Here is a 13,809-nt window from a genome sequence, read left to right as displayed (position 1 = left end):
CATTTTCTACGCAATGGAGAAGGCACATGACAAGTATTCAAACTGCGGAGTCAGGCACACCCTTGGGCGTTCTGGTCGCACCTACCCCCGAATTGCCAGACGGGCGCGGCACGAACAAGGACATCATTCCGATAGCTGCGATACCTGTGGGCGCCGCGCTGACACTTATGGTCAAGACCAACGTGTGGTCGAATCCTAACAGCAGAGATCAGATCGCCCTTGACGTTACGCGAACCCAGCCTCCTGCCAATCCGCTGCCGACAGACTTCACGCGGTTAAACAGGGTAAACCTCGGCGACGTAGCCAGCCGTCCTGTAGATTTTCCGATCACAGTGCCTACCGAATTTCTGGGTGAGGATGCAACCCCGGTGGGGCCGACGCCGATCTGGGTGCGTAGCGTGCTGTATGAGCGTGGGCTCAACCCGCTGACCGGTCCTGTGATGAAGTTTTTTATCGACCGTACTGGTGCCTGGCAAGCGAAACCTGCACAAACAGGTACAAATCCAGGACAGGTTCCAGGCGCCAGAACAATTCCGCCAGCCACGTTTCCAAATGCCCCCGGGGATCTGGATGACACATGGGCGGGTCAGCCAGGTAACGAAGGGGGATTGCAGGTACAAATTGATACAGGCTACGCCAACGTTCAGCCGGATGACACGTTGACCCTGTACGTGGCAGGTACACGTACCAACCCTCCGCAGGTGCCCCCTTTTTTCAACGGACCGATGCCAACCGATGGCAAGCTGTCCATCCCGACCGCAGAGCTACGAAAGGTAACGAGCGGCCGGGCCTTCATCTGGTTCATCATTACTGACGCTGCTGGCAACCAGAGCGCATGGGGCGTGTATTTCAAAAACGTGCGTTTTCTGCCACTTCCCAAACTGGGCGTCATTACCGTCCCGGCAAACGAAGATGGTCTGATCGATTTAAAAGATGCGCGTGCAGGTGTGAAGGTAAAAGTCAGCCGGTTGGTAGATACAATCGGCACCGACGTAGTGAGCCTGACATACGGCGCTCAACCAGCCCAGGATCTGCCATTCAACGCACTCACGGAGCTGGAGTTCACCATTCCTTGGTCGAGTCTGAGCAAACAATACTTTGACAACCAGACGGGTACGAATTTCGAATTGGACGTGGTCGTCAAAGCTGACTTGATGCGTGGCGGCTTATCCATCGACGATGGAACAACAACTGTAAAAACAGATTTCTCGACGCATCCGCCTTATACCGTCGACCCGACGACCCCGCCCCCTGAGGTTAATCCCGAATTCCGGAAACTGATCGTCCGCGGACAGGCACCTGTCACGGATAACGTGCTGGGCCCTCATGATGTCGATCAGACAGCCAAGGCTCACATCGATGTCTCGCCTGTCACCGCCGGGACGACATTTCCCGATCCCGAATCGGGCGATCTGGTTACTCTGAAGTATCTCGGGGATCAAGGCGAAATTATCGTTAATTCCATTCAAATGACTCCGTCGAATATCAATACAGTCATTCAGGTAGATTTGCCATATACCGTTGTCGGTCCGGGTGGTATCGGGCTTAAAGAGGCTTGGTGGACATATGAAAACCCTGCTCGGAATAATACTCAGGATTCAGCAAAAGAGACGGTTACTGTCAATACTGTAGTCATCGTTCTCGATAAGCCGGAATTCCAACGCCCACCTACAGATGGCACCGAAGACCCATACATTATTTGCGAGAGCTTGACGGGGGATGATCACGTTGCGACGTTCAAGATCAAACCTAATGATCATTTCACCGACGGGATGAACATCACATTCAATTGGCAAGGCTGGCATGACGACAAATACACCATAGACGCACCGTCGGATACGGTTTTTTCCCGTACTCGTGCGATCACTGCGCTCGAGCTAACGGAGGGGATGCTTTGGGAAGTGCCATACGCACCTTTTATTCGCAATCTTCCTCGTCCACCTGCTACCACGCCTGATCCGACCGACTTTTACGCAGGTTATGTAAAAATCTGGTATTCGACGCCAATTGTAACGACGTCAGAAGTTCAGGAAATGATTGTCTACTTGCTCAATGCTGACTTCTTGTACTGCGAATCGGAACCGGGCTGGGATCCTGCGCCTGCTCCATAAACGGCATTCGCGATCATTGCATTGCCGGAGAGCCAGCCTCTTCAGGCAATGCAATTTTATTTGCGGAGTAAGAAACATCTCGAAATGTCGCGAGTGGGCGATTAAGCCCACCTATTAAGAGGATTAGTCCTACAGAGAAAGTCCGGACTAGCAGGTATTCTCCAGCGCCGTCTACAACGGTCGTCTGATGGAATATGTACGTCTGAACCGTCTTTCTTCCGTCCCGATAAAACTCAACGAGAAGTGAATATGACGTTTGAAAATTGCTTGGGACCGACAGTTTCAAAACTCGCTGGCACGCTCTCTTGCGCAGCATTGCTGATTGCAATATCCGAGACGGCCTTTTCCCGAAATCTCAATCCTGGTGAAGTCGAAACCGTATCCGGCGGTGCTACGCCAGAAGCCTGGTTCATCCCTGTCACCGCCACGCTCAACGTCAATGGCGGTGATACGCTGAACATCGTTGTCGGCGGTGGGACGTTAAACGCGATTTCCGCCAGCACTTCACAGATTGAAGCCTCCGCAGACGCCCGAGTGTCTCTGGACGCGGCAACGGTGACGGCTAGCAATTTTGACACTGCGCTGAGCTTGACCGACAGCTCGGCAGTGGTATCCGGCAGTACGCTGTCCAGCGATGGCAGAGCAATGTCGCTTGCGCGCGACCTGAATATACCCGTTGGCTCAACAGCGACCGTCACTGGCAGTACTTTGACAGGCGGTTTTTCGGGTGCAGCCGTGACATCCCTCAGTACGTTGAATCTGGTGGACAGCCGGGTTGAAGGGACAGACGCCGATGGTGTTGGTCTCGAACTCTATGGCGGCAACGCCAATGTCAGTGCAGCCAGTGAGGTCACCGGGGAACTGAATGGGATCATCTTTGGCGAGGATAGCGTCCTGAACCCGAGCGATGTCACCGCACAGAGCGTGTTGAAGGTTGATGCGTCAACCGTGCAGGGTCGAACCGGCGCAGCGATCAAAGTCGATTTTGCGACGCCGGACGATCAACCGGTATTGATCGAAATAGCTAACCGTTCGAATCTGATCGGCGGCAACGGTAATATCCTCGAAGTCATCGATGGAGCAGCGGCGCGCTTTCAGATCGACGACAGCCAGTTGACCGGCAATGTAGAGGTTGCTGACGGCGGGACCGCCGCGGTTTTCTTGCAAAACAATGCCAGCCTTGACGGCGATTTGACCAACGTCGATTCTGTTTCGCTCGATACCCGAAGCATACTCACCGGTAACATTCAGGGCTCTGGGACTGGCGTCGTGATGCTGGATAACGACTCGATCCTGCACGGTTCGGTTACTGGCGTCAGCGCTATGTCCATCGGGCGTGGCGGTGAATGGAACCTGGTTGGCAGCAATTCGTTATCGAATCTCGAAATGCAGGGCGGGAACGTCAGATTCGGCACGCCCGCCGAGTTCGTCCGCCTGGACGTTGCCAACCTGTCAGGCAACGGCCGGTTTTTTTTGGATGCTGACGTGTCCACCGGTGAAACGGACTTTCTCAATGTCACGGAATCAGCCAGTGGCCGTCACGAGCTGGTAGTTGGTGCAAGCGCCAGCGAACCTGTCACCGGTGCACCGCTTCAAGTGGCTAACATCGCTGGCGGGGATGCTGAGTTCGATCTGAGAAACGGTCAGGTTGATCGTGGTGCTTTGGCGTACAAACTGGTGCGAGAGGGCGAAGGTATTTTCCTGCGGACTGATGGGACAACGCCGAGCACTGGTTCACAAACAGCGTTGGCAATTGCCGGTACCGCTCCTACGGTTATCTATTCAGAAATGACCACTCTCAATACCCGCCTCGGCGACCGTCGCATGGCCGGCACTCAGCCGCGATCGCGATCGATTGCGGCACTGGACTCAGATAATCAAAACGCGACCACCGGCCTGTGGATACGCACTCATGCCAATCAGTACAACGTCAAGAATGCCTACGGTGATGGTTATAAACAAAATCAGACTGGCGTCTCATTGGGGGTGGACACGCCACTACCGATAGGTGATGGCCAATGGTTGATCGGGGTTTTTGGTGGCTACAGCACCACTCGCCTTAACCTGGCCCGCGGCAGCGCCGGCACGATCAACAGCACCTATGGCGGGATGTATCTGTCCTGGTATGACGAAACGACCGGGTATTACGTGGATACCGTTGGCAAAATCAACCGTTTCAGTAATGACGTCAAAGTCACCTTGAGCGATGACACTCGAACAAAGGGTGACTTCGATAATCTCGGCATCAGTGGAACCGTCGAAGTGGGTAAGCATATAGTCTTTAACCGAGGTTACTTCATCGAGCCCTCTGCTCAGATTGGTGTTGCGACGGTGAAAGGCAAGGACTACAAGTTGGACAACGGACTGCAGGTAGACAGCAACGAGACCCGCTCATTGCTCGGCAAGGTCGGAATGACCGTTGGCCGCGAGGTGGTGCTGAACAATGGCGGAAAATTGCAACCCAGGCTGCACGCGGCGTTAAGTCATGAATTCGTCAACAATAATCGTGTCAGCGTGAATGACACTGGATTCAACAACGATTTGTCCAGCACCAGCCTAGAGCTGACCGGGGGCCTCAATTGGGTGCCGGCCAATAACAAATGGCAACTGTATGGCGAGATAGGGACCAGCAGGGGCAGCAAAGCTGATCAGGAGCTAGGAGGGAGTGTCGGGCTGAGCTTCAGTTTCTGATTGCATCAGCATTAAAAAAAGGAAGCCTCGCAGCTTCCTTTTTGTCGTAGTCAGTTAGCGTTTTTTCTCTTGCTCAGGTCTGCGTTAGCGACAAACTCCCCAGTGATCGGAAACTCTTCGTTGCCGTTCTCTCCACCATGGTCATATGTGCCGGACCAAGTGCCACTCAGGGTTTTTTCAATGTCGTCATATTTCAATGTCAGGCTCCCGCTCACAGAGACGTGCAGATCACCCGTCGCAGGATTGGAATAGTAGGTACTTCTGACATCATCGCTATCTTTGGAGAGGTCATAGGTCAACGATTGGGGTTTAAAAGGGAACACAAACTCAAGCGTACGCGTCACACCATCCTTAGTGTGTCCAGCTGTCAGGACGTAACGCAGGCCTTCCGGGTAGGGCTTCGGCCCGAAGGAAGGTACAGAGGTAGATCGAAACTCCATGAATTGAGGGATTTTGACAAACCTGTAGAGTGGGTTGGCATCGCCGTTGATCGTGGCTGACAGATAGGTCGGCGCTAAAACCGGAAAGATCGTCGTGTAGGCTCGGGCTGCATAGCTCATGAGTTTTATCTCCATACAATATGGTTGGGGACATCCAAAGACTGACCCGTCCTACTTCTGGATGTTGTATGGAAGCGTGAATACAGTACGCCTGTAAACTGTCAGTGTTGACAGTTTACAGGCGTACGTTTTTGTGAGCTTTGAACTGCCAGAACAAGCCGTGTTTTTCAGCCGAACAATCCTGCTGCAATGTTGATCGAGAACCCGAGGATCGCCGTATTGAACACAAAACCGATCAACGACTGCGCCAGCACAATCTTTCGAATATCCCGCGTTGCAACACCCACATCCGAAGTCTGCACAGCCACGCCGATGGTGAACGAGAAGTACAGAAAATCCCAATAATTGGGGGTGGTCAGTCCTTCAGCAAAACGCAGCGCCGGCTCTTTGCCGTCCCAGGTGTAAAACAATCTGGCGTAGTGCACACAGAAGATCACACCTATCAGCAGCCATGAGCCGGTCACTGTCAGCGCTGTGAACCCGTAGTGCATGAGTTTGCGTGAGGTTTCCAGGTCTTTGCTGCCGGCCAGTTCAAGGGTGATGGTGGCGAGACTGGCCAACGCGGCAATGCACACCACAAACAGCACCAGCCCGGCGTTCTCGTCTTCGACTTCGGCGATGCGTCGCACGTCCGGGGCCTTTGCGCGTATGGTCAGCCAGAACATCAGGATCAGGTATGTCCAGACACCGGCGTTCCAGCCAATGAGGATTTTGCTGACGATGGAATCGGCCGGGACCAACAGGCCGGTGGCGAGGCCGAGCAGAGCGGCGGCGGAGAGGCGAGGGTGGGTGCGGGCGAGGAAGCGCATGGTGACTCACGGCGGTGAACTGTCAGTGCACCATAGCGCAGGCGATCCGGCTTTTGTAGGAGCTGCCGAAGGCTCGGGCCGCGATCGGACGATCTTTCGACTTTAGCTTTTCAAGATCAAAAGATCGCAGCCTCGTTGCACTCGACAGCTCCTACATTTGGATCAGTGGGATTTGGTGAATCGTTGTACGAGTTTCATCACTACGACGAAGAAGACTGGCACGAAGATCACCGCCAGCGTCGCCGTAATCATCCCACCGATCACGCCAGTGCCGATCGCCTGTTGGCTGGCCGAACTGGCGCCGGTGGCGATGGCCAACGGCACCACACCGAGAATGAACGCCAGCGATGTCATCACGATCGGCCGCAGACGCAAGCGCGCGGCCTGCAACGTCGCATCGATCAGATCGTGACCTTCGTCATACAAGCTCTTGGCGAACTCGATGATCAGGATCGCGTTCTTCGCCGACAGACCAATGATGGTGATCAGTCCGACCTTGAAGAACACGTCGTTGGGCATGCCGCGCAGTGTCACGGCGAGTACCGCGCCGAGCACACCAAGCGGGACAACGAGCAATACCGAAGTCGGGATCGACCAGCTCTCGTACAGCGCCGCCAGACACAGGAATACCACCAGTAGCGACAGGCCAAGCAGAATCGGCGCCTGATTGCCGGACAGGCGTTCCTGCAACGACAAACCGGTCCACTCTTGACCCAGACCTTTCGGCCCCAGCGCAACCAGTCGTTCGATTTCCGCCATGGCCTCGCCGGTACTGTGCCCAGGTGACGGTTCACCAGATATCGCGATCGCTGGATAGCCGTTGTAACGAGTCAACTGCGCCGGGCCTTGAATCCAGTTGGCCTGAACGAAGGCCGACAGCGGCACCATGTTCCCGGCGTTGTTGCGCACATGCATTTTCAGCAAATCATCCACCTGACTGCGCTGATCACCTTCGGCTTGCACGACCACCCGCTGCATGCGGCCCTGATTGGGGAAGTCATTGATGTAGCTCGAACCCACGGCAGTCGACAGCACGTTGCCAATGTCGGCGAACGATACGCCCAAGGCATTCGCCTGCTTGCGGTCGACGATCAGCTGCACCTGCGGTGCTTCGGCCAGCGCGCTTTCACGGACGTTCATCAATACCGGACTTTTCTCGGCGGCGGCGAGCAGTTCCGTACGCGCCTGCATCAACGTCGCATGGCCCAGACCACCGCGATCCTGCAAGCGGAACTCGAAACCGCTGGACGTGCCAAGGCCATCCACCGGCGGCGGCAGCACCGAGAAGGCCATGGCGTCCTTGATCTGGCTCAGCGCCGCGTTGGCGCGGTCGGCGATTGAGCTGGCAGTATCGTCACTGCCACGTTCCGACCAATCCTTGAGCGTCGAAAACGCCAGCGCTGCGTTCTGCCCGCTACCGGAGAAACTGAAACCCAGGATCACCACACTGTCACTGATTCCCGGCTCACCGGCGTTGTGCGCTTCGAGCTGCTCGGCTACTTGTACAGTACGGTTCTTCGTTGCGCCGGGTGGCAATTGAATATCGGTAATGGTGTAGCCCTGATCCTCGGTCGGCAGAAACGAGGAGGGCAGGCGCGCAAAACAGATTCCGAGTCCAATCAGCAGGACCACGTAGATCATCAGGTAGCGACCCGTACGCTTGAGCGCATAGCCGACCCAACCCTGATAACGGTCGGTCAATTGCTCAAATCGGCGATTGAACCAGCCGAAAAATCCGGACTTCTCGTGGTGCTCGCCCTTGGCAACAGGCTTGAGCAAGGTCGCGCACAATGCCGGGGTCAACGTCAGAGCAAGGAACGCCGAGAATAGAATCGAGGTGGCCATGGACAGCGAGAACTGTTGATAGATCACCCCTACCGAACCCGGCATGAACGCCATCGGAATAAACACCGCGACCAACACCAGCGTTATGCCGATGATCGCCCCGGTAATCTGCGTCATCGCCTTGCGCGTGGCTTCCTTGGGCGACAGGCCCTCGCTGGCCATGATGCGCTCGACGTTCTCCACCACGACGATGGCGTCATCCACCAGAATGCCGATGGCCAGCACCATGCCGAACATGGTCAGCACGTTGATCGAGAACCCCAGCGCCAGCATGGTCGCGAAAGTGCCCATCAACGCCACCGGCACCACCAGTGTCGGGATCAGCGTGTAGCGCACGTTTTGCAGGAACAGGAACATCACTGCAAAAACCAGCAGCATCGCTTCGCCGAGGGTGTAGATCACTTTGGTGATCGAGACTTTGACGAACGGCGAAGTGTCGTAAGGAATCTTGTATGCCACGCCGGCCGGGAAGTAGCGCGCCAGTTCATCCATCTTCGCCCGCACCAGTGTCGCGGTGTTCAGCGCGTTGGCGCCTGGAGAAAGCTGCACGCCAACGGCGGTGGACGGCTTGCCGTTCAGGCGTGTGCCGAACTGATATTCCTGGCTGCCGATCTCCACTCGCGCAACATCACCGATGCGCACCGTGGAGCCGTCGCGATTGGCCTTGAGCACGATGTCGGCGAACTCCTGCGGCGTCGACAATTGGCCTTTGACCAGAATTGTCGCAGTGATTTCCTGTGTGGAAGGCGACGGCAAATCACCGATGCTGCCCGCTGAAACCTGGGCGTTCTGCGCAACAATGGCTTCGTTGACATCGGCCGGCGTCAGGTTGAACGCGATGAGCATCTGCGGATCGATCCAGATGCGCATGGCCCGCTCGGCACCATACAACTGCGCCTTGCCGACACCGTCCAGACGCTTTATCTCGTTCATCACGTTGCGCGCCAGATAATCGCTGAGCGCCACGTCATCGAGCTTGCCGTCGCTAGAGGTCAAAGTGATCAGCAAGAGGAAACCGGAAGAGACCTTCTCCACCTGCAACCCTTGCTGATTGACCGCTTGCGGCAGGCGCGACTCGACCACCTTGAGGCGGTTTTGCACATCGACCTGCGCCAGCTCGGGATTGGTGCCCGGCTGAAAGGTTGCCTTGATCGTCGCGCTGCCCAGGCTGCTTTGTGATTCGAAATAGAGCAGGTGATCGGCACCGTTGAGCTCTTCCTCGATCAGGCTGACCACGCTTTCATCGACGGTTTGCGCCGAGGCACCGGGGTAGACGGCGTAGATTTCGATCTGCGGCGGTGCGACGTCGGGGTATTGCGCGACCGGCAACTGCGGGATGGCCAGCGCACCAGCCAACAGGATGAACAGGGCGACCACCCAGGCGAACACCGGGCGGTCGATAAAGAACTGCGGCATATAGAAGCGTCCTGCTTACTGACCAGTGGTCTGGGCAAGTGGAAGTGGGGTTTCGTCGATCTGCACCTTTTCCCCGGGACGGGCGTGTTGCAGGCCTTCGATGACAACACGGTCGCCGGGCTTCAGGCCGCCGGTGACGATCCAGCGATTGTTCTGCACCGCACCCAGTTGCACCGGTTGCTGCGCCACGCGCATCTGTTCATCGACAGTCAGCACCTGGGCAATGCCGGCACTGTCACGCTGCACCGCGCGTTGCGGTACGGTGATGCCGTTCTGGATGGTTGCCTGCTCAAGGCGTACGCGGATGAAGCTGCCCGGCAGCAAGTCGAGATCCGGATTGGGAAACTCGCTGCGCACAATGATCTGCCCGGTTCCGGGATCGACAGTGATGTCGCTGAACAGCAGCTTGCCGGGCAACGGATACACGCTACCGTCATCCTGAATCAGCGTGGCCTTCGCTTGATCCTGACCGACTTCCTGCAACTGCCCGGAGCGCAATGCCCGGCGCAGTTCATTGAGCTCGCGGGTCGACTGGGTGAGGTCGGCATGGATCGGGTTGAGTTGCTGAATCAGCGCCAGTGGCGTGGTTTCGTTCTGCCCGACCAACGCACCCTCGGTGACCAAGGCGCGACCGATACGGCCGGAAATCGGCGCGGTGACGGTGGCATAACCGAGGTTCAGTTTCGCCCGTTCAAGCGCCGCTTTGCTGGCCGCGACATCAGCTGCCGTCTGCCGTGCAGCGGCGCGGGCGTTGTCGTAGTCCTGCCCGCTGATGGCCTGGTCCTCGATCAACTGCGCATAGCGTTGTTCTTGCAATCTGGCCTGAAAGGCGTTGGCCTCGGCTTTGCGCAGCGCGGCTTCGGCACTGTCCAGATCCGCCTTGAAAGGTGCCGGGTCGATGCGGAACAGCACATCGCCTTTTTTCACGTCACTGCCTTCGCGGTAGGTGCGTTGCAACACTACGCCGGCCACTCGCGCACGCACTTCGGCAATCCGTGGCGCGGCGATGCGGCCGCTCAGTTCGCTGCTGATCGACAATGGCTGGGTTTTGATGGTCTCGATGCGCACGGTGGCTGGTGGTGCTTGCTCTTCGGCGTTCGAGGATGAGTCACAGGCGCTCAGCGTCAGCGCCAATGCGATCAGGCCGAGCCCGGCCAGCAGTTTTCCAGACATGTACAACCCCCAATATTGAAGGCCGCATCCTACGGCCAGACGGGGAGGTTAGCGGTGAAGCTTTGTAGCTGCTGTGTGAAATTGTGTAAGGGTTTTGCTCGGTGGTGCGCGAGGGCGTATATCCTGCAGGCCTTGAAACTTATTGCGACAGTTCGATCGCTTTCGCGAGCAGGCTCGCTCCCACAGGAGATCGCATTTCAATGTGCGAGCGAATGAGTCCCGACTGTCGCCACAGCATTCTCTGGAACACCCCATGCCCAACATCCTCCTGGTCGAAGACGACACCGCCCTCGCCGAACTGATTTCCAGCTACCTGGAGCGCAACGGTTATTCCGTCAGCGTCATCGGCCGTGGCGACCATGTGCGCGAGCGGGCGCGGATCAGTCCGCCGGATCTGGTGATTCTCGACCTCATGCTGCCGGGCCTCGACGGCTTGCAGGTGTGCCGTTTGCTGCGTGCCGATTCGGCAACACTGCCGATCCTCATGCTCACGGCCCGCGATGACAGTCATGATCAGGTACTGGGCCTGGAAATGGGCGCTGACGACTACGTCACCAAACCCTGCGAGCCACGAGTGCTGCTGGCGCGGGTGCGCACGTTGTTGCGGCGCAGCAGCCTCGGCGAACCGCTGGCGGTCAACGATCGGATCGTCATGGGCAATCTGTGCATTGATCTGTCCGAGCGCACCGTGACCTGGCGTGATCAAGCGGTTGAACTGTCCAGCGGCGAATACAATTTGCTGGTGGTGCTGGCCCGACATGCCGGCGAAGTGCTGAGTCGCGATCAGATTCTTCAGCGGCTGCGCGGTATTGAATTCAATGGCACTGACCGCTCGGTGGACGTGGCGATTTCCAAGCTGCGGCGCAAATTCGATGATCACGCCGGCGAGGCGCGCAAGATCAAGACCGTGTGGGGCAAGGGCTATCTGTTCAGCCGCTCCGAGTGGGAATGCTGAGCTGATGTTTCGCATTCTGTTTCGCCTGTATCTGGTGACAATCGTCTCCTATAGTGCGGCGATCTATCTGGTGCCGGATCTGGTGGTCATGGCCTTTCGGGATCGCTTCGTCACCTACAATCTGGAATTCTCCCGAGGTCTGCAATCGCTGATCACCAAGCAGTTTCATGCTGCGCCGCAAGAGCAATGGCCGGCGATTGCGGCGGCGATGGACAAGGAATTCCAGCCGCTGCACATCGTCCTGACGCCAATCGACGACCCGGTGTTCACGCCCATCGAGCAGGAACGTTTGCACCGTGGTGAGAACGTGGTGCGGATCGGTGACTGGGGCTGGCGAACTTTGGCAGTCACTCCGCTGAATGCGGACATGGCCGTGCGTATGGTCGTACCGCCGGATCCGGTCGACGTCGATCTGTTGTACTGGAGCATTAATGTGCTCATCGGCGCCATGTTGCTCGGCTGCCTGCTGCTCTGGTTGCGCCCGCACTGGCGCGATCTTGAACGTTTGAAGGGCACTGCCGAACGCTTCGGCAAGGGGCATTTGAGCGAGCGAACCAGAATCGCCCCTAGTTCGAACATCGGCAGCCTCGCCAACGTGTTCGACACCATGGCCGGCGATATCGAAAACCTGCTCAACCAGCAGCGCGATCTGCTTAACGCCGTTTCCCATGAGCTACGTACGCCGTTGACGCGTCTGGATTTCGGCCTGGCGCTGGCATTGTCAGAAGACTTGCCCGCCGCCAGCCGCGAGCGTCTGCAGAGTTTGGTCGCGCATATTCGTGAGCTGGATGAATTGGTGCTGGAGTTGCTTTCCTACAGCCGTTTGCAGAATCCGGCGCAGTCGCCTGAGCGCATCGAGGTGTCGCTGGACGAATTCATCGACAGCATTCTCGGCAGCGTCGATGAGGAGCTGGAGTCGCCAGACATCGTGATTGACGTTCTGCTGCACGGTCAGCTCGAACGCTTCGCGCTGGACCCGCGCCTGACCGCCCGGGCCATCCAGAACCTGTTGCGCAATGCCATGCGCTATTGCGAAAAGCGCATTCAGATCGGTGTGCAGGTCATTGCCGGAGGGTGTGAGATATGGGTCGACGATGATGGTATCGGCATTCCCGACGATGAGCGCGAGCGGATTTTCGAACCGTTCTATCGGCTCGACCGCAGCCGTGATCGCGCGACGGGTGGGTTCGGCCTCGGTTTGGCGATAAGCCGCCGAGCGCTCGAAGCGCAGGGCGGCACTTTGACGGTTGAAAGTTCGCCGTTGGGTGGGGCGCGATTCAGGCTCTGGTTGCCGGCCATGGCCTGAATATCCTAACGGACATCTGATGATTGAATCAGGCTGACGCCGGCCTCTTGCATCCGCGCTATGGCGGCTGCCAGCGAACCGTCCAGATCAATCGCGCGACAGCCATCCAGCACCACACAGACATTAAAACCCGCCGCGCGCGCATCCAGCGCCGAAAACATCACACAGAAATCCAGCGCCAGGCCAACCATGTAAACGGTGTCGATGCTGCGCTCTTTCAAATAGCCGGCGAGCCCGGTGGTGGTGCTTCGATCCGCTTCGAGAAAAGCCGAGTAGCTGTCAATATCGGGATTGCAGCCCTTGCGGATGATCAATTGCGCGTGCGGTAGATCCAGTTCCGGATGAAATTCGGCGCCGACACTGGCTTGCACACAGTGATCGGGCCACAACGTTTGTGCGCCGTACGGTAATTCGATGACGTCGTAGGGCTGGCGCCCGGGGTGGCTGGATGCAAACGATATATGCCCGCTCGGGTGCCAGTCCTGCGCAATCAAGACTTGCCTGAAATGCCGCGCGAGACGGTTGATCAGCGGCACAATCCGGTCACCTTCAGGCACCGGCAATTGGCCGCCGGGAATGAAGTCGTTTTGAACGTCGATGACCAGCAATGCAGCGCGGGACGAAATGGGCACGGGGAAATCTTCCTGAGAATAAAACCTCGGCCAGTTTAGCAGGGCTTCTGTCAGCCACTGGTCTGCAGCACGCATTGATGGGTTTTACTGTCCCACACCTGGCCTTTCGGACATTCGGGCTTTTTCACGGCGTCGCTTTCGTCGACGGCGAAAGCAGCAGGGCTGGACAGGGCGGCGACCAGCAGCGGGACGGCGAACAGCATTTGGCGGATATTCATGGTCGATCTCCACTTTCATCGGCTTGGAGCAGAAGTTGTTGTTCTCCTTTGCAGTGACTGCTCAGTTCTGCGGAAGATTCAATGTTCTGCAGC

General features: G+C 57.3%; 10 protein-coding genes. 4 read left to right on the top strand and 6 right to left on the bottom strand.

Annotated features, from left to right (window positions below):
- Nucleotides 1–26: 26 nt before the first annotated feature.
- Both FEE99_RS19295 and FEE99_RS19290 read left to right on the top strand, forming a co-directional pair.
- Nucleotides 27–2,111, top strand: coding sequence for a hypothetical protein (locus tag FEE99_RS19295; protein WP_041480204.1), 2,085 nt, complete (start codon nucleotides 27–29; stop codon nucleotides 2,109–2,111).
- 249 nt (nucleotides 2,112–2,360) lie between these two features.
- On the top strand, nucleotides 2,361–4,802 hold the full coding sequence (locus tag FEE99_RS19290) for an autotransporter outer membrane beta-barrel domain-containing protein (protein ID WP_041480206.1): 2,442 nt from the start codon (nucleotides 2,361–2,363) through the stop codon (nucleotides 4,800–4,802).
- A 50-nt stretch (nucleotides 4,803–4,852) separates the two neighbouring features.
- On the opposite strand, the gene FEE99_RS19285 is transcribed toward FEE99_RS19290, so the two are convergent.
- The 4 genes from FEE99_RS19285 to FEE99_RS19270 form a co-directional block, all read right to left on the bottom strand.
- Complete coding sequence (locus tag FEE99_RS19285) at nucleotides 4,853–5,362, bottom strand: hypothetical protein (RefSeq protein ID WP_041480208.1); 510 nt, start codon at nucleotides 5,360–5,362, stop codon at nucleotides 4,853–4,855.
- Between the two features lie 167 nt (nucleotides 5,363–5,529).
- Nucleotides 5,530–6,171, bottom strand: a complete 642-nt coding sequence (locus FEE99_RS19280; RefSeq protein ID WP_041480210.1) for a DUF1345 domain-containing protein — start codon at nucleotides 6,169–6,171, stop codon at nucleotides 5,530–5,532.
- 162 nt (nucleotides 6,172–6,333) lie between these two features.
- The gene (locus tag FEE99_RS19275; protein ID WP_041480211.1) at nucleotides 6,334–9,432 is read right to left on the bottom strand and encodes an efflux RND transporter permease subunit; all 3,099 of its coding nucleotides are present in this window, start codon (nucleotides 9,430–9,432) and stop codon (nucleotides 6,334–6,336) included.
- Between the two features lie 15 nt (nucleotides 9,433–9,447).
- Nucleotides 9,448–10,605 (bottom strand): efflux RND transporter periplasmic adaptor subunit, encoded by a 1,158-nt coding sequence (locus FEE99_RS19270; RefSeq protein WP_041480213.1) that lies wholly within the window; start codon nucleotides 10,603–10,605, stop codon nucleotides 9,448–9,450.
- A gap of 253 nt (nucleotides 10,606–10,858) precedes the next feature.
- Here FEE99_RS19270 and FEE99_RS19265 point away from each other — a divergent pair, with 253 nt between their 5' ends.
- Together FEE99_RS19265 and FEE99_RS19260 are read left to right on the top strand one after the other, a co-directional pair.
- A complete protein-coding gene (locus tag FEE99_RS19265) occupies nucleotides 10,859–11,560 on the top strand; it encodes a response regulator transcription factor (protein WP_016774890.1) in 702 nt (233 codons plus the stop codon).
- A gap of 4 nt (nucleotides 11,561–11,564) precedes the next feature.
- Entirely contained in the window at nucleotides 11,565–12,866 is a 1,302-nt protein-coding gene (locus tag FEE99_RS19260; RefSeq protein WP_041480214.1) for an ATP-binding protein, read from the top strand.
- 5 nt (nucleotides 12,867–12,871) lie between these two features.
- Here FEE99_RS19260 and pncA read toward each other — a convergent pair whose 3' ends face one another.
- Both pncA and FEE99_RS19250 read right to left on the bottom strand, forming a co-directional pair.
- Nucleotides 12,872–13,498 carry a bifunctional nicotinamidase/pyrazinamidase gene (gene pncA / locus FEE99_RS19255; RefSeq protein WP_041480217.1) on the bottom strand — a complete coding sequence of 209 codons (627 nt, stop codon included), beginning with the start codon at nucleotides 13,496–13,498 and terminating at the stop codon, nucleotides 12,872–12,874.
- A gap of 50 nt (nucleotides 13,499–13,548) precedes the next feature.
- A complete protein-coding gene (locus FEE99_RS19250) occupies nucleotides 13,549–13,716 on the bottom strand; it encodes a hypothetical protein (RefSeq protein WP_156115296.1) in 168 nt (55 codons plus the stop codon).
- Nucleotides 13,717–13,809 lie beyond the last annotated feature (93 nt).

It is taken from the genome of Pseudomonas sp. ef1 (assembly GCF_007293365.2).
Lineage (GTDB): Bacteria > Pseudomonadota > Gammaproteobacteria > Pseudomonadales > Pseudomonadaceae > Aquipseudomonas > Aquipseudomonas siliginis.
This window is presented reverse-complemented; position numbering and strand designations above follow the sequence as displayed.